The sequence below is a fragment of the Hallerella porci genome, assembly GCF_003148885.1.
GTDB lineage: Bacteria > Fibrobacterota > Fibrobacteria > Fibrobacterales > Fibrobacteraceae > Hallerella > Hallerella porci.
Genome location: NZ_QGHD01000005.1, coordinates 14480 through 30021, shown reverse-complemented (window position 1 = coordinate 30021; position 15542 = coordinate 14480). Strand labels below are relative to the sequence as shown.

Sequence of the window (15542 nt, the reverse complement as noted above, 5' to 3'; positions counted from 1 at the left end):
TTTCCTTTCATATTTCTATTTTGAAGCCCAAATGTGTTTTTACGCAAAGGAAACTATGAACAAGCACCTTAGCTTTTTTGTCCTCGCTTTAGCAGCTGCCTCTTTCGCAGTGGATGTAGAACTGCACGGAGACATCAACGCGGACTTCGCATCTTATTGGGATAAAGATTTTAGCCCGACAAATGCCGCGAACCAAGATCTTAAACTCGAAGGCAAAGTTTTGCTTGACGAAAATGTTTCTGTGAGCATTTTTGGACGTTCGCACAGTAATTATGTAACCGAAGATAGCACAACCGAAACTTCGATGGTTCGTCACGAAAATCGCGCAACACACATGGGCGACGAAGACAATCGTTGGACCGCATTTAATTTTGACGGCATCCAACTTGCGTGGCAGTTTACTCCGCTAGCCCGAGTCGTCTTCGGTGACCTCACTTATAACGCCGGCGCATTCTCGTATTATTATTGGCGAAATACCGAAGACTATGCGGTTATCCTTCGCGATCAAAGCATTCGCGGTGTGGGCTTCGAAGTGGAAAACGGTAAAGCTTACATCGGTGCAACCGATAACAATTCGCATTCTCTCGCCACTTTCATCACTTACAGCTTTGACTTGGTTTCGAGAACCGAAGAACGTTTCACGATTACGCCGAGCTTTGATTGGATTTTCGGAAAAGAAATCGGTCGTTCTTACACATACGCAATCGGTACCGAAGTGCAATATACGAAGAGCACGAATACTTTCAACTACGGCATTACAGCGACTTGGGGAACGCACCCGTATCAAGGTCACGGCGTTCACACCTTCCTCGTTGAACCTTCTTTGAATTATCGTTTTTTCAATCTTGCGGCAAGCTATTACCAAGCGCTTCTCGCCGACAAAGATTCTTCGGTCGTCGATCAGACTTTTAGCGAAGACGAACGGATGTTCTACATTGAACCGTCCTTGGATTTGCACAAGAAATTCTCGATGGGTATGGCTTATGAATTTCACGATCCGAGCACCGAAATCGATGGCGATAGCCGTCACTTCATCGGACCGTCGTTCTATTTATATCCGACAGTCGAAGCCGAAATCGTTTTCTGGATCGGCTACAATATCTGCGGGACAGGCGCGAATCACATGTCGATGGGCATGAGCGGGCACGTCGAATTCTAGAAGTGATTAAATCGCATCGCATTTCATTCCTCGATTCCATTCGAGGGATTCTTTTATTGCAGATGACGCTGGATCATTTTTCCAGTCCCATTTCGCATGTGCTATATCAATGCTTCGGATTTTTTTCTGCAGCCGAAGGATTCTTTTTCTTGTCGGGTTTCGTCGGAATGCTTGCAACCATCAGCAAAACCGCCCGCGGCGAAACAACTCGTTGGATGCAAAAACGCGCATTCCGCATTTGGATTTACCACATCGTTTCTCTTCTTTTTCTTGTAAGCGCAGCGCTTTTCTTTTTCCCGCGGATTCAGCATTTTTTTGTAGCACTTTACGCGCATCCTTTTCTCGGCGCAGGACTTTCTGCCGTTCTCGTTCACACTCCCGAATGGTTAGATGTTCTCCCGCTTTATGTCATTCTTCTCGCCCTAGCTTCTTTTATTTTTCCGCGGATGCTTCGCGGACATTTTCTGCAAACGTGGGCAATTTCTTTCGCCCTTTGGATACTCGCCCAATTTCATCTCCGCGAATTCATTCTGCAAATTTTCCCCGATTGGATTTACCCCGGATTCTTTGATTTTTTTGCGTGGCAATTCGTTTATATGACTGGCGCAAGCGCCGCGATTCTCTGGAAAAAGATGAACATTCTTTCTTCCGAAAATTCTTTTTTAGACCGTGCGTTTTTTGTCGCCCTTCCCTTCTGCATTTTCTGTTTTTGTCTGCGCCATTTTATCGATTCGCCCATTCTGCAGCCAAGTGAATTTCTCATTGCCAAAGATCACGTCGGCCTTTTACGCTTCGCCAATTTCCTCGCTTTCGTCTGCGTAATTTCTTTTCTCGTCAGGCACAAGCCCGCGCTTTTAGACTTTGGATTTTGCCGCATTCTCGGGCGACACAGCTTAGAAGTTTATTCGCTGCACACCATCGGCGTTTACCTGTGGATAGCAACGCCCGCAGCGATTCAATATCATTTGCCGTTTAATGTGCTCGCGCCGATTTTCTGCTGTTGCATTCTCGTCGGCGTCGCCGCTCTTTTAGAACGCCAGAACAAATCCCGTCACAAATAAGCCAACGCCTAAGATGCCAAAGCCCAAACCGATTAGCCCTTTGGTATCGCCGGAATCGTTCAAATCTTTATTCTTCTTGACGAGTTTCTGCGTATCGGCGCTTTCAAATGCGCTCTTATTGTAAGCGGTCTTCTTGTCGGCGGCATCGCTCCAATCGCGTTCAGCCAAATACCAGAAGACGCCTCCCGCGATAATCGGCGCAATCGAACTCCACAAAAGTCCGCGGCCAATATAACGACGAGTGCGTTCGCGGTCATATTCGCGTTGCATTTCGACGACGCTAGAATTATCAACCGCTTCCAATTCAACGTAAACCGGATTCGGCATAAACGCTTTCACTTCGACAGTCACTGCGGTATCCAAATAACCGACTTTGCGCAAGTACACCACTTTCTGCACCGACGGTTCTGTTTCAATCGAAACGTCCGTCAAATACTTCGGGAGAATACTTTCGTTCGGCTGTTCATCCATATAAACTTCGACGCCATCGGGAATCGTCGCAACGGTTAAACGCGTCGTAGGACGTTCCACTTCGATGCGAATTTTGTTCAAAGAATCCGCATCGATTTTTACCGTTTTCGTTCCCCACCAATCGACGCCTTTCAGCATTTTCCGCACCGAGATTGTGTATTTTCCCGGTTTGATTTTTCGAATCGTATCGGGCGCAAAAATTTCGAGAGATTCGCCGTTGATGAAAATTTCGCAACTATCGGGATACGAAGTCACTAAAACATTGGCGTTGCCCGCAGGATAAAGCGGTTCTTCTTCATCGGTCAATTCGGCGAACACAAAATCCGAAAGCGATAAATTCACCGCTTCGCCGTCTTCTAAATTCGTCATCCGTTTGAATTCGTATTTGAAAATTTTGATGTACTTTTCTTCGACCGGAATCGCCGCAATTTTGGCGAGAGAATCTTGTACTTCCGCAGCGCGAATGGAATCGTTCGCCGCTTGAATGGAATCGGCAATTGCTTTCTCGCGGGCGAGAGAATCTTCGCGAGCTTGATTTTCTTGAGCGAGAAGTGCCGCTTCAAAATCGTCTGCGCTATTTGCTTTGGCTAAACTATCCACTCGGGCGAGGGAATCGACGCGGGCGAGCGAATCGGCGACCATCGCAGAATCTTCTGCCGCTTCCACGGGATTTAACTCTTCTTGCACCGGTTCTTTTTCTTCGGCAAGAGAATCTTCTGCCGCCGCATTCGGATCGAGTTGATTCAAAAGCGCTTCATCTTGTTTTTGAATTTCTGCGACTTCCGACGAATCGAGCGGAAGCAGATAAACTGTATCCTTGGCAATTTTCACGAACTTGGCATCGTGTTCTGCCGCATCATTGAGCAGCACATAACGCACCGGAACTTCCCGCGCAAATGCCACTGCGCACAAAAGCAATAGCGATACAGAAAAAATTCTAAACATCTTCATAAGCTGTAAAATAATTTAAATCCATTCAAGAGAAATAGCAGAAATTTTTACGAGAACTGTTTTCGCCGAAAATTTCAAATTTTCACTCTTCCGACGTCAATTTTTCGAGCTTTGCGCAGTAAATCGGTCCGCGTCCGCCGCAACGATCCGGAAGCATTTGAAGTCCAAATTCCGTCACGTCCGTTCCCGCAATTTCAGGAGAGAGCGGCAAAACACGCACTTTTCCTTTTCGCTTTTTCAAAATTTTTCGCACGACTTCATCGTTTTCCGCTTGAGTGAGCGCACAAGTGCTGTAAATCATTTGTCCGCCCGGTTTTAGCGCATCAACTGCACTTGCAAGCAAAGCGCCCTGCGTAATCGCAATATGCGCAATCCGTTTCGGCGACCATTCCGCGAGATACTTTTCGCTTTCCATCACGTGACGTTCCGAAGAACACGGTGCATCGAGTAAAATGCGATCAAATTCATTTTTGCGGTACATGCCAAATCGAACGCCGTCGTAGCCCGAGACTTTAACTACAGCTGCCAATTCTTGCGGGAGAGTATTTTCCACATTATGCTGCAAACGCAAGCGCCTATCGGGAGAACGATCATTCGACTGTAAACTGCCCGAGCCCGCTAAAGCATTCGCCAAAACGAGAGTTTTTCCACCGGGAGCAGCGCACATATCGAGCACATTCATTCCTGGCTTTACCCCGAGAGAACGCGCCGCAAACGCCGACGCTTCATCTAAATAATACGGTTCTCGCCCCGGATGCTGAATGGTTTCGTAAACGATTTCTCCGCGAAGCGCGGGCAATAAACTTTCCCAACGTTCGCCAAAGTAATCGGCAAAATACGCAAAAAAATCAGAAGAAGCCATAGCGCAAAATTAGAAATTCGCTCGGCCCGATTTTATTCGCTCTTATATTGTTCACAGGTCACGGTGACTTCGTAGCCAGCACCATTTTGAGCGCGGACTTCGGGAGTTAAACTATCGCCCGGCGCCACTTGCGCTTTTGCTTCGGTCCAACCATTCGAAGTGACATTTTCTGACCAGAAAACTTTGCTTAGACCGGCATCGTTTTCACCGACGCAATTTTCCAAAGCCCAAACGACTTCCGTTTTATCATCGTAAGTATTCACCGATTTCTGATTGCATTCACAACCGAGAAGTTTTGGTTTGCGCACAGTAATTTCGGAACACGTAATCGTGTCACCGCCATCGATGGAAAGTTTTGCCGTAAAAACACCATCTTCGGGATAAGTTCCCGACACGACTGTTTTGCCTTTGCCCGAAGCTTTTTCTTCGTAAGTTCCCGGAATTTCCCAACGGAATTTTACCGTTTCGGCAAGGGATTCGTCCGCAGGACTTGTCTGCGTAAAAATCCACGATCCCAATTTTCCCATGACGATTGTATCTTGTTCCGGAGCGCAAGTGCCCAAAATTTTGAGCGCAGCCGACGACGAAGATTTCGCAGAACTGCTCGATTTTGCCTTTGAGCTAGAAGAGAAAGAACTCGACGATTTTTCGCTTACCAAAGAACTGATAGCCTCCGAAGAAGACGAGCCCGCAGAACTTGAATTGGCAGCAGAACTCGATTCCGCTGCCGAAGAAATTCCTTCCGAAGAACTAGACACAACCGCAGTACTACTCATCGGTGTATCGATGCCCGAAACCGCTTGCAAATTCGTATCGTCACATGCGAGAATTCCCAGGCTAAATGCGGCGACGCTTAAAATTTTTCTTTTCATTAGAACCTCACCGCCCAAAGAGTCAACTTGCCGCCGATATTCCACGCCCGCGCATCGCGTTCATTTTCATTCACGCGGAAAGTCATCGAGTGATTCAAATCGTAAGCACCATAAAGCGCCAAATCCAAGAAAATCGGTCCAAGCGGAATGCGGTAACCGAGTGCGAGTTCCAAAGGCACTTCCACTTGCGATTTTAATTCCCAATGAATGAATTTCGCCCCATGCATTCCTTCGCAAAGGGTAATGTTTTTCTTTAACGGAGCGAGCGCTGATGCGCCCAATTCCGTCCAAAATCCACGGTCATTTTCCAGTTGGAAACGCGCCGCCAAGCCGCCGCCTAAACGCCAAAAGCCTTCGTTAATCGTCGCAAAAGTTCCTTCGCTAATATAAACCGCTTGATATTTCCCAATGGCCGAAAGGCGTAGCGCAAAATGCCCGTAACCGACAAGAGTTGAAATGTCAAATCCAAATTGCGGAGCTCGAAGATGATCCTGATCGAGTTTAATATTCCACAGGCCAAAGCCCCCGCCAAAAGAAGCGCCCAAATCAACCGTCCACGCGGTCTGCAACGAATCCGCAGCACTTGAAGAATCGGGAGTTTGCTCTGCCACCGCAGGCGAAATTTCCTCGGCAAATGCCACCGCCGAGAAAACCGCTAAAAAGCTCAAAATGCGAAAAATCTTTTTCATTCCAACTTGGAATATAATTTCAATCGCCCGCAGAAAAAAGCAAAAAGAATTTAACGAAAAAGCCTCCTGCAAATTTTGCAAGAGGCTTTGATCTTAAATAGTTATAGATATTTATTATTGGCAACCCAAAGTTACTGCACCATCCACAGTAAAAGTAAATCCTTGTGTTGGCAAAGCACCAGACCAACTACCAAACATATCTGCAAATGAAATTGTATGCGAATTAGAAGACTTCGTTACTTCTTCACCACTAGCATTCGTATAAGTCAAAGTTCTTTCAGACCACTCTCCAGAGGCACTCAACGCAAATGGAGGCTGATAATATTGATTAGCTTGAGTACATGCATAATAAACAGTATATGTGCCCGCAGCTAAAGTAAATTGTCCACCCTTTTCAACAGAATATTCCGGAGCGCTCGAATCGACAGCTTTTACTTCTGCACACTTGAATTCTTGCTGGGTATTATCGTCATTTGCAACGACCACCGTCGGAGCAATGGCATCGCCTTTCTTCGAAAGAGTTGCTGTTGCAGTTTCACCCGTTCCGGTTGCACCCGTCCAAGTGTAGCCGGTAATCTTACCATCAGTTGTGCAACCCGAAACAGTCCACGTTGCAGAAGCTGCACCCGAAGCGACATCCACAGTAGGCGCCGTTGCAGCACATTCACAGCCCGTAATCGGAGCACCATTTACCTGAAGCGGCGAACATGTAATCTTGTTACCATCAACTGTGAGAGTTGCCGTGAACGAGCCCGATGCGGCGTAAGTCGCAGTCGCAGCGGTTCCACCTGCGCTACCCTTTGCGCTAAAAGAGCCTTCTGTTGAACCGGTCATCGTCCAATCAAAGATGGCGTTTTGCTGCTTGGTCATCCCAGCCATTCCCGCTGGCGAAAGTTTTGTAAACTTCCAAGTTGTCGAACCGCCCTTAGAAATCGTCGCCGGCACCGGAGCACAAGTTCCGTTCACCGTGCCATCGTCCACGATAGCTGCCGACGAAGTCGGGGTTACCACGCCTGCGCTCGAAGACGAAACCGCAACCGAAGAAAGATTCACAATCGGAGTCGAAGAACTACTCAGCGGCGTCGGAATCGAAGCCGAAGATGTCGGCGCTTGAGATTGAGAACTCGGTTCTGTCACCGGCGAATCCGCTGCACTCGAAGAAGTCGGTTCTACAATTTCGCTCGCATTTGCATTGCACTTCGGACTATCTTTGCAAGCGGTTACCGCTAAATCTTTTAAAGATCCATAATAAGCCGAATCATTCAAGAATGCGCTTGTATCGTCGTCGCTTGTCGTCCCCGATACATCGCCGTCACCGCAGGCAACAAAAAGACTGCCCGCAAACGCGGCTGCTGCAAGTCCATAGATAAACTTCTTTTGCATAAGAAAGGCCTCTTTCTTGTAAAATACAACTATACCCCTTGAATTTAAACATTTTTTTCCCCAGCAGGAAATTATTTCTCAGGTGCAGCCCGATTTTCTTTGGCGAACTTCATTTTCGCGTAATTCATCTTTCTTTCGTAAATTAAAATTTACAAGTCGTTTTAAAAGCAAAAACATTTTGCGCGAGGCAAAATGTTTTGTTATTCGCAAAATTCTTCTGCGATTTAATTCCGCTTAAAATCGTCTTCGATGCGGATAATGTCATCTTCGCCGGTGTATTCGCCGACTTGAACTTCGACGATGACGAGCGGAAGTTTGCCATCATTTTGCAAACGGTGAATTTCGCCCACTTTAATATAAGTGGATTCATTCGGACGCACGTAAAAAACTTTATCACCCACGGTGCAAGTCGCCGTTCCGCTGACAACGACCCAATGTTCCGAACGGTGCAAATGCTTTTGGAGCGAAAGGCGTTTGCCCGGTCTTACCACAATGCGCTTAATCTTGTAACGTTCATTGTCGTCCAAAACCGAATACGTTCCCCACGGACGCGCAACGGTCTGAGGCACATCGGTGAGCGGAGAATGCTTTAACTTCAGCGATTCGACAACTTTCTTTACCTTTTGACTCGACGAAAGCGGTGCGACGAGGAGAGCATCCGGCGTATCGACGACGAGCATTTTATCCAAATCAATTGTAGCGACTAAACGCTGCTGCCCGATGACCATTGAATTTTTGGTGCCCACCGGAAGATGCTTCGGGTTCACATTATTGCCCGCTTCATCGTGCGGATATTCGTTATACAAAGCGTCGAAAGACCCGAGATCCGACCAACCGATATCCGACGGGACGACTTTCACTTGATTCGATTTTTCCATGACCGCATAGTCGATGGAATTTGCCGGAATTTCCATCATGTCGTCGTATTGAACGCGGAGAAGTTCATTTTCCCGCTTGGCGCTGGTGAGCGCCGATTTGCATGCGACGAACATATCGGGGGCATATTTTTCAAGTTCGGTGAGGAACGTGGAAACTTTGAAGCAGAAAATGCCACTATTCCAGTAGAAATTCCCGCTGGCGAGGTATTCTTTTGCTTTTTCCAAATTCGGTTTTTCGACGAAGCGTTTGACATTTTCACCGTCCGCTTCAATGTAACCATAACCGGTTTCCGGACTTGTCGGCGTAATGCCAAAGGTGACGAGGTAACCGCTTTCGGCGAGTTTCTTCGCTTTTTCCAAAACTTTTAAGTAGGCATCTTTTTTGCGGATGACGTGATCCGACGGAGAAACGAGAACAACGGTATTCGGATCCAAAGTGAGACATGCGAGTGCGATTGCCGGCGCCGTATTGCGTCCCACCGGTTCGAGCATAAAGTGCGGGTTGTGCCCGCTTTCCGAAAGTTCCGAAAGTTGGTCTTTTGCTAAGAAGTATTGTTCTGCGTTGCTGATTACATATTGCGATTCGCAAGCGACAGAATTGGTGACGACCGTTCCTTGAAAAAGAGAACTGCCGTTAAAAAGTTTGGCAAATTGCTTGGGCATTAAAGTCCGGCTGACCGGCCAAAGACGCGTTCCACATCCACCACAAAGAATCAAATTGATCATCTTCATTACCCTCTTTTTTGTTTTATGATTTCACACTTGTTAAATGCGACAACTTTTGCCGGATAAGCGCCTTGGGGAAGTAACGCAAATCCGTCTTGAATGCTATCGAGCATGTGACGGCCCGATTCCAAAATCACGACAATTTCATCGGACACGCGACTGATAATCGATGCGTCCATCGCCTTTTGAAGCGGCAATGTATCGATGATAATGTAGTCGTAAAAATCCCGCGTCAGCTGAATGAAATTCGTAAATTTTTCTGCGCTAAAAACGCCTTCGGAACACATTAAATGTCTGCCCGAAGGAAGCACATCTAAGCCCGAAGTCGTCGAATGACAAACCGATTCTTGAATCGAAGCTTTGCCCGCGAGCACATCGATGAGCCCGAGATTCGTGTTCAGATTAAATTCTTTCGCAAGTTCTCCGTGCTGCAAATCCGCATCGATTAACAAAACTTTTTTTCCGGTTTCTGCGAAAAGTTTTGCGATGTGCGATGCGACAAAAGAACAGCCCACATGCGTTAAAAGCCCCGAGAAACAAAGGACGCGACTTTTCCCCGTCGATTCTAATTCTAACGAAAGTTGCAAAGTTTCAAGCCCGACTTGGGCATTCTTTTCGCCTTTTAAAATGCACGAGTAAACGCTTGAGCCGGTTGCGCGCGAAACTTCAAACGGATCCACGACGCCTTTGAGTTTTTTCCGTAACGAGATGAGGCAAATGGCGAAGAATGCGCCCGCAGCGATTGCGCCCGAGAAAAGCATTTTCTTTTTTGGTTTCACTTCTCTCGGAGTAATAATCGGCGGGTCGATAATTTTTGCGGATTCCGACGAGCCCGCGACCAAAAGCCGCATTTGTTCTACGCGTTTTAAAAGATCTGCATAAATATTTTGCGCAAATTGCACTTCGGAAGTCATCGTGAGAATTTTCTGCTGCGCTTCGGGAAGTTGCTTCGTTTGATAATCGCCTTTTGCAAGTTCTTTTTTCAACGCAGCGATTTGCTTATCTGTCGTCACGATGAACGGATGCGAAGCATCGAAAAGGCGCGCTTTTTCTTCGCGACTTTGTTGCAATTCAATAATTTTTTGCTGCAACCGCAGACGATTTTCCAAAGAAATTTTTGTTTCGCTCACAATGTCCACGGAGCCTTTCTTTTCGCGGTAATCGTTGAGCGCGGTCGAAAGACTATCCATTACGCGTTTCGCTTCGGGCAGTTGCGATTCCAAAAGTTCGAGAGTGCTCTTCATATCCGACGAACCAAATTCTGCGTTGACCTGCAAATACGCCGAAAGAAGAGAATCCAAAATGAGAGTGGCGCGGTCGCGGTAAATATCTTGATAAACGACTTGAACGATGCCCGTTTTCTTGCCTTGTTCTGCAAGCGCAAGTTTTCCGACGAGATCTTTTACCGCATAAACCATGAGCCGCTGCGAGACTTCAAATTTTTGACCCGCGCGGACTTTGAGAAGAGAAACTTGGATTTTAACCGAATCGCCTTGATACGGCACAGCGCAAAGTTCATTCGGAACGCAAGACAAAACTTTTTCACCCAAATCATCGTAAAGCGAAAAATGGATGCTATCGTCTGCGACTAAAGTCCACGGCTCAGAACGACGATCTACTGGCATGACCGAAGTATCGGGGAATTGCAAATAACGAATGTCTGCGCGCCCTTCACGATGTAAAAAACGATCTAAAATATTTGTCGGTTCCGCCACATTCTGAAGTCCGAGAGATTCGATAGCGCCTTCGACCACGCGGCGGCTTTGCATTAACTGCGATTCCGTTTCAGAAGAACTTCCCCCGATGCCGAGGAAACTGCCGACATCGCCGAGCATCGCCGAAAGCGAGCCGGATTTTGTCTTCACTTGAATCAAAGCGTTTGCTTCGTAAACCGGACGAATCCACTGACAAACGACTGCACCGACAATCGCTGATAATGCGACAATCGCAATCGCAAAAAATTTGTGCGCCCACACATCGCGGAATAAATCATTCCACGGATTTTGCGGTTTTTGCGGAGTCTTCTTGTCTAAAGCCATAGAGAATTCCTTCAATTCGAAGAATCTTTTGAGATTTTTTCGACTCTTTCCACCCAATACGGGGTTAATTTTTCCAAATAATTCCACGCCATTTGAAATGCATTTTCCAAATGACCATGCGGATCGGGAACATCCACTTTCATCGGTTCACCGTAGCGGAAAATTTTTCCTTTTAACCACGGATAACGCGAAAGGAGCCATTCTTCTTGTCCGCGCTCCATTACCAAAACAAGATCCGCCCATTTGAGCATATCCATTGTCACTTGCCGCGAACGATGCGTTGAAATATCTAAGCCATGTTCCTTAGCAACTTTTTGCGCAAGCGTTTCTGCGGGAGAATCGATGAGTGCTCCGATTCCTGCGCTTTGCACGATGACATCTTCACCGCATTTTTGACGCAGCAAAAACTCCGCAGTCGGGCTGCGGCAAACATTTCCAGTGCAAAGAACTAAGACTTTTTTCATGCGCTCAAAAGATAAAATTTTCAAGGCTTAAAAAGTCCAATCCAATTTATCGAGAGTCGGATTCTTCGTATCTTTTTCGCTGAGTAATGGCGTAAAGCCGTTTCCTACCGGCCATTGAATGCCGATTTGCGGTTCATTCCACATGAGTCCGCCTTCATCGCCGGGCGCATAGAAACGCGTGCATTTATAAACAAAAGTTGCCGTTTCGCTGAGGACGACGAAACCGTGCGCAAAGCCTTCGGGAATATAAAATTGCTTTTTGTTTTCTGCAGAAAGAGTCACGCCGACCCATTTTCCAAATGTTTTACTTTTTTTGCGCAAATCGACGGCGACATCAAACACTTCGCCTTCGATCACGCGGACGAGTTTTCCTTGCGGATTTTTCTTTTGAAAATGCAAGCCGCGGAGAACGCCTTTTTTCGAACGCGATTCGTTGTCTTGTACAAATTTCGCTGCGATGCCATTTTCTGCAAATTCTTTTTCGCTGTAGGTTTCCATAAAGTAACCGCGAGCGTCGCCGAAAACTGTGGGCTCGATGATTTTTACATCGTCAATTTCTGTCGAAATAAATTTGAATTTTCCCATAATGATTACTTGTTTTGATACATCGTTTCGTAGTATTTTTCGTAAGCGCCGCTGGTAATATTATCCAGCCATTCTTGATTTTCCAAATACCATTTTACTGTTTTTTCAATGCCTTCTTCAAATTGCAAAGACGGTTCCCAACCGAGTTCTTTTTGCAATTTCGTGCTGTCGATTGCATAGCGCGCATCGTGTCCCAAACGGTCGGTGACGTAAGTGATGAGATTTAAATCTTCGCCATCTTTTCGGTCGAGGAGACGATCCACCGTTTTAATTACCACTTTAATAATGTCGATATTTTTCCATTCATTAAAGCCGCCGATGTTATAAGTTTCCGCAATTTTTCCTTTGTGGAAAATCAAATCAATCGCCCGCGCGTGATCTTCAACAAAAAGCCAATCGCGGACATTTTCACCTTTTCCGTAAACGGGCAACGCTTTTTTGTGACGGATATTATTGATGAAAAGCGGAATCAATTTTTCGGGGAATTGATACGGCCCATAATTGTTACTGCAATTTGTTACAATCGTCGGAAGTCCGTATGTATCGTGGAAAGCGCGGACAAAATGATCCGAGCTCGCTTTCGATGCGGAATACGGAGAATGCGGATTATACTTCGTCGTTTCGTAGAAGAAATCTTCGCCGTAAGCCAAATGATGTTTTGCGCTCGACGCAGTCGTCGTAAACGGCGGCTGAATTCCTTCGGGATGCGTCATAGAAAGTGCGCCGTAAACTTCATCCGTCGAAATATGATAAAAGCGTTTTCCTTCAAATTTTTCGGGGAGAGATTCCCAGTAAAGTTTCGCCGCTTGCAAAAGCGAAAGCGTTCCCATCACATTGGTGCGCGCAAATGTAAACGGATCTTTGATGGAACGATCGACGTGACTTTCTGCAGCCAAATGAATAATGCCATCAACATGTTCGGTTTGCATCAATTTGTAAAATGCATCGAAATCGCAAATGTCCATTTTCACGAATTGATAATTCGGTTTATTTTCAATATCGCGTAAATTGGCGAGATTTCCCGCATAAGTTAATTTGTCTAAATTGATGATTTTATAATTCGGATATTTATTCACAAAAAGACGGACGACATGACTTCCGATAAAGCCCGCGCCGCCAGTGATGACAATCGTTTTCATTTTGATTTCCAAGGTTCAAATTTTAATAGTGAATTTTCCCATCGGCGACTTTTCGCAAATGCAAACCGTATGGCGATTTGCCATATTTTTCTGCCGATTCCAAAAGTTTTTCCCGCGTAATCCAACCGTTGATGAATGCGATTTCTTCGACTGCGCTAATCTGAATTCCTTGACGACTTTCAACCATTTTCACAAAATTTCCCGCTTCATTTAACGAGTCCATTGTGCCGGTATCGAGCCAAGCAAATCCGCGTCCGAGAAGTTTTACATCCAATTCGCCGCGTTCCAAATATGTCTTGTTCAAATCGGTAATTTCAAGTTCACCGCGAGCGCTCGGTTTTTGATTTTTTGCAAATTGCGAAGCGCGATGATCGTAAAAATATAATCCCGTAATCGCATAATTGCTTTTCGGTTCTTTCGGTTTTTCTTCGACCGAAATGACTTTTCCCGAATCATCAAATTCGACGACGCCAAAACGTTCTGGATCTTCGACGTAATAGCCGAACACGCTAGCGCGTCCGTTTTCCGCATTTTTCACCGCCGCTTTTAAAAGCGGACTAAAACCATTTCCGTAAAAAATATTATCGCCGAGAACCATGGCGCACGCATCGCCATCGATAAATTCTTCGCCCAAAATAAAAGCTTGCGCAAGTCCATCGGGACTCGGCTGCACTTGATAAGAAAGGTGAATTCCCATCGCCGAGCCGTCTCCTAAAAGACGCTCAAAATTAGGCAAATCCGACGGCGTTGAAATGATGAGAATGTCGCGAATTCCCGCGAGCATTAACGTCGAAAGCGGATAATAAATCATCGGTTTATCGTAAACAGGCAAAAGCTGTTTACTCGTTACCATCGTCAACGGGTAAAGTCTTGTTCCGGATCCTCCGGCGAGAACAATTCCTTTCATCGATTATCCATCCAACAAAAATTTTCTAAAGAAAATAAAAATTATTGATTCAAAAGAAAATTTTTTAATTGCCAGCGATACCAATTCGCGCTTGGAAATGCACTTTTTGCGGGTCATTTGCGTTGACACCAAAAATGAAAGCGTGATGATTCGAATTTTCAAAGCGGATTAAATTTACCGTTTCGCCGGGAGCAATTCCTGCGATATAATTAAATTGAATGGAACGCACTTCGCGATTTTTGAGTTCGGGATCTAACGCAAGCGCATCAAAAACCCAGTCCGCATAGCGGCAGTTGTTGACGTGGCGATTCATATCGATATCCGAATAGTATGCGGTTTTCTGCAAAATTATCTGCGGATTTTCACGGGCTTCGAGAAGTTCCAAATTTTCGGAAATCGCATTTTTTTCGGGATACAATTCGGGCAAAAATGGACTTTGTTCTGGATCTTCGGCGCGGCCCGTTTTCAAATTGACAAGCAACCACGACGAAGTCGCTTCGGCGATGATGTGAAAATTATCGTCTAAAATTGAATAATCCCGCAGCAAAACTTTGTGATTAAAAATGGATTTCGTCCACGTGGAAACATGCAATTTTTCGCCCCAACGCGGAAAATGATTGATGCGTAATTTTAAACGCGAAATCACCGAAGTGTAACCGTTCTGCACCATTTTCCAAATGCCGTAGCCATTTTTTTCGGCATCGAGAATCGCCGTTTCTTCCATAAAATCGAGAAACGCCGAAATGCGTAAACGACTCCGCGGATCACAATCCGAAAAGCGCACGGGGAATATATATTCTTCGATTTCTTTTTCCATAAAATTCTCCCTATCCGAGGAATTTAATTTGAGGCGACATGACGCAAAAACTGATCTGTATAACGCAAACGACTGCACAAAAGTTTTGCCAAATTGCGCATCACGATAAAGCCGATTTCGGGATGTTTGTTGCAGTATTTTAAAAACGGAGCGCTTTCAATTTTGATGACGCTCGAAGCTTCTTTTGCCATGACCCGCGCGGAATGCACATCATCTTCGAGAAGTGCCATTTCACCAACAGGCGAGCCTGTTTTGACGCGGCAAGCTTCCAAAAAATTCTTTTGTCCGGGCACCGAAAAATACACTTCGACATCGCCGGATTCGACGAGGTAAAAACAATCGCTGACCATTCCTTCTTCCATTAAAATTTCGCCCGCATCTAATTCTAAACGCGAAACGAATTTAATGATTTCTACCAACTGTTCGAGCTTGATAGAATGGAACATTTCAAAATCGCTGAGAGTGCAAAGAATCTGTAAATTTCCGTCCGTCTGTTTCATCGGTTCCTCTTTTGTCTTCTTCTATAAAATAATCTAAAT

Annotated in this window: 15 protein-coding genes; 2 read left to right on the top strand and 13 right to left on the bottom strand. The window is 45.8% G+C overall.

From position 1 onward, the window contains the following. The first annotated feature begins 55 nt into the window (after window positions 1-55). Together B0H50_RS03900 and opgC are read left to right on the top strand one after the other, a co-directional pair. Complete coding sequence (locus B0H50_RS03900; protein WP_146193671.1) at window positions 56-1159, top strand: hypothetical protein; 1104 nt, start codon at window positions 56-58, stop codon at window positions 1157-1159. Window positions 1160-1161: 2 nt separating this feature from the next. Further along, window positions 1162-2220: an OpgC domain-containing protein gene (gene opgC / locus B0H50_RS03895; protein WP_109587275.1), complete on the top strand. Its 1059-nt coding sequence runs from the start codon at window positions 1162-1164 to the stop codon at window positions 2218-2220. Here the strand turns inward: opgC and B0H50_RS03890 are convergent. The 13 genes from B0H50_RS03890 to B0H50_RS03830 all read right to left on the bottom strand — a co-directional run bounded on the left by B0H50_RS03890 (window position 2188) and on the right by B0H50_RS03830 (window position 15503). Further along, complete coding sequence (locus B0H50_RS03890; RefSeq protein WP_146129137.1) at window positions 2188-3636, bottom strand: DUF572 domain-containing protein; 1449 nt, start codon at window positions 3634-3636, stop codon at window positions 2188-2190. The two genes, opgC and B0H50_RS03890, sit on opposite strands and share 33 nt — an antisense overlap. Window positions 3637-3724: 88 nt before the next feature. Continuing rightward, window positions 3725-4504, bottom strand: coding sequence for an SAM-dependent methyltransferase (locus B0H50_RS03885; RefSeq protein WP_106198041.1), 780 nt, complete (start codon window positions 4502-4504; stop codon window positions 3725-3727). A 32-nt stretch (window positions 4505-4536) separates the two neighbouring features. Further along, complete coding sequence (locus B0H50_RS03880) at window positions 4537-5376, bottom strand: hypothetical protein (RefSeq protein ID WP_109587274.1); 840 nt, start codon at window positions 5374-5376, stop codon at window positions 4537-4539. Continuing rightward, window positions 5376-6065, bottom strand: coding sequence for a hypothetical protein (locus B0H50_RS03875; RefSeq protein ID WP_146129138.1), 690 nt, complete (start codon window positions 6063-6065; stop codon window positions 5376-5378). The genes B0H50_RS03880 and B0H50_RS03875 overlap by 1 nt, the downstream gene beginning before the upstream one ends. Window positions 6066-6179: 114 nt before the next feature. After that, complete coding sequence (locus tag B0H50_RS03870; protein ID WP_106198044.1) at window positions 6180-7448, bottom strand: hypothetical protein; 1269 nt, start codon at window positions 7446-7448, stop codon at window positions 6180-6182. Between the two features lie 224 nt (window positions 7449-7672). Then, window positions 7673-9052 (bottom strand): mannose-1-phosphate guanylyltransferase/mannose-6-phosphate isomerase, encoded by a 1380-nt coding sequence (locus tag B0H50_RS03865; protein ID WP_109587304.1) that lies wholly within the window; start codon window positions 9050-9052, stop codon window positions 7673-7675. A gap of 5 nt (window positions 9053-9057) precedes the next feature. Further along, complete coding sequence (locus tag B0H50_RS03860) at window positions 9058-11091, bottom strand: AAA family ATPase (RefSeq protein ID WP_109587273.1); 2034 nt, start codon at window positions 11089-11091, stop codon at window positions 9058-9060. Window positions 11092-11102: 11 nt separating this feature from the next. Next, complete coding sequence (locus B0H50_RS03855) at window positions 11103-11555, bottom strand: arsenate reductase/protein-tyrosine-phosphatase family protein (protein WP_106198046.1); 453 nt, start codon at window positions 11553-11555, stop codon at window positions 11103-11105. A 27-nt stretch (window positions 11556-11582) separates the two neighbouring features. Further along, window positions 11583-12140: a dTDP-4-dehydrorhamnose 3,5-epimerase gene (gene rfbC, locus B0H50_RS03850; RefSeq protein WP_106198047.1), complete on the bottom strand. Its 558-nt coding sequence runs from the start codon at window positions 12138-12140 to the stop codon at window positions 11583-11585. Window positions 12141-12145: 5 nt separating this feature from the next. After that, window positions 12146-13279: a dTDP-glucose 4,6-dehydratase gene (locus tag B0H50_RS03845; protein WP_106198067.1), complete on the bottom strand. Its 1134-nt coding sequence runs from the start codon at window positions 13277-13279 to the stop codon at window positions 12146-12148. A gap of 22 nt (window positions 13280-13301) precedes the next feature. Then, window positions 13302-14186 (bottom strand): glucose-1-phosphate thymidylyltransferase RfbA, encoded by an 885-nt coding sequence (rfbA, locus tag B0H50_RS03840; RefSeq protein WP_106198048.1) that lies wholly within the window; start codon window positions 14184-14186, stop codon window positions 13302-13304. Window positions 14187-14250: 64 nt separating this feature from the next. Next, window positions 14251-15003: an acyl-[acyl-carrier-protein] thioesterase gene (locus B0H50_RS03835; RefSeq protein ID WP_106198049.1), complete on the bottom strand. Its 753-nt coding sequence runs from the start codon at window positions 15001-15003 to the stop codon at window positions 14251-14253. A 23-nt stretch (window positions 15004-15026) separates the two neighbouring features. Then, on the bottom strand, window positions 15027-15503 hold the full coding sequence (locus B0H50_RS03830; RefSeq protein WP_106198050.1) for a Crp/Fnr family transcriptional regulator: 477 nt from the start codon (window positions 15501-15503) through the stop codon (window positions 15027-15029). Window positions 15504-15542: the final 39 nt, after the last annotated feature.

What these genes read in the sequence shown, in the direction of transcription:
- B0H50_RS03900 (WP_146193671.1), top strand. Translation starts at nt 56, where the DNA reads ATGAACAAGCACCTTAGCTTTTTTGTCCTCGCTTTAGCAGCTGCCTCT.
- B0H50_RS03890 (WP_146129137.1), bottom strand. Translation starts at nt 3,636, where the DNA reads ATGTTTAGAATTTTTTCTGTATCGCTATTGCTTTTGTGCGCAGTGGCA.
- B0H50_RS03885 (WP_106198041.1), bottom strand. Translation starts at nt 4,504, where the DNA reads ATGGCTTCTTCTGATTTTTTTGCGTATTTTGCCGATTACTTTGGCGAA.
- B0H50_RS03880 (WP_109587274.1), bottom strand. Translation starts at nt 5,376, where the DNA reads ATGAAAAGAAAAATTTTAAGCGTCGCCGCATTTAGCCTGGGAATTCTC.
- B0H50_RS03875 (WP_146129138.1), bottom strand. Translation starts at nt 6,065, where the DNA reads ATGAAAAAGATTTTTCGCATTTTGAGCTTTTTAGCGGTTTTCTCGGCG.
- B0H50_RS03870 (WP_106198044.1), bottom strand. Translation starts at nt 7,448, where the DNA reads ATGCAAAAGAAGTTTATCTATGGACTTGCAGCAGCCGCGTTTGCGGGC.
- B0H50_RS03865 (WP_109587304.1), bottom strand. Translation starts at nt 9,052, where the DNA reads ATGATCAATTTGATTCTTTGTGGTGGATGTGGAACGCGTCTTTGGCCG.
- B0H50_RS03860 (WP_109587273.1), bottom strand. Translation starts at nt 11,091, where the DNA reads ATGGCTTTAGACAAGAAGACTCCGCAAAAACCGCAAAATCCGTGGAAT.
- B0H50_RS03855 (WP_106198046.1), bottom strand. Translation starts at nt 11,555, where the DNA reads ATGAAAAAAGTCTTAGTTCTTTGCACTGGAAATGTTTGCCGCAGCCCG.
- rfbC (WP_106198047.1), bottom strand. Translation starts at nt 12,140, where the DNA reads ATGGGAAAATTCAAATTTATTTCGACAGAAATTGACGATGTAAAAATC.
- B0H50_RS03845 (WP_106198067.1), bottom strand. Translation starts at nt 13,279, where the DNA reads ATGAAAACGATTGTCATCACTGGCGGCGCGGGCTTTATCGGAAGTCAT.
- rfbA (WP_106198048.1), bottom strand. Translation starts at nt 14,186, where the DNA reads ATGAAAGGAATTGTTCTCGCCGGAGGATCCGGAACAAGACTTTACCCG.
- B0H50_RS03835 (WP_106198049.1), bottom strand. Translation starts at nt 15,003, where the DNA reads ATGGAAAAAGAAATCGAAGAATATATATTCCCCGTGCGCTTTTCGGAT.
- B0H50_RS03830 (WP_106198050.1), bottom strand. Translation starts at nt 15,503, where the DNA reads ATGAAACAGACGGACGGAAATTTACAGATTCTTTGCACTCTCAGCGAT.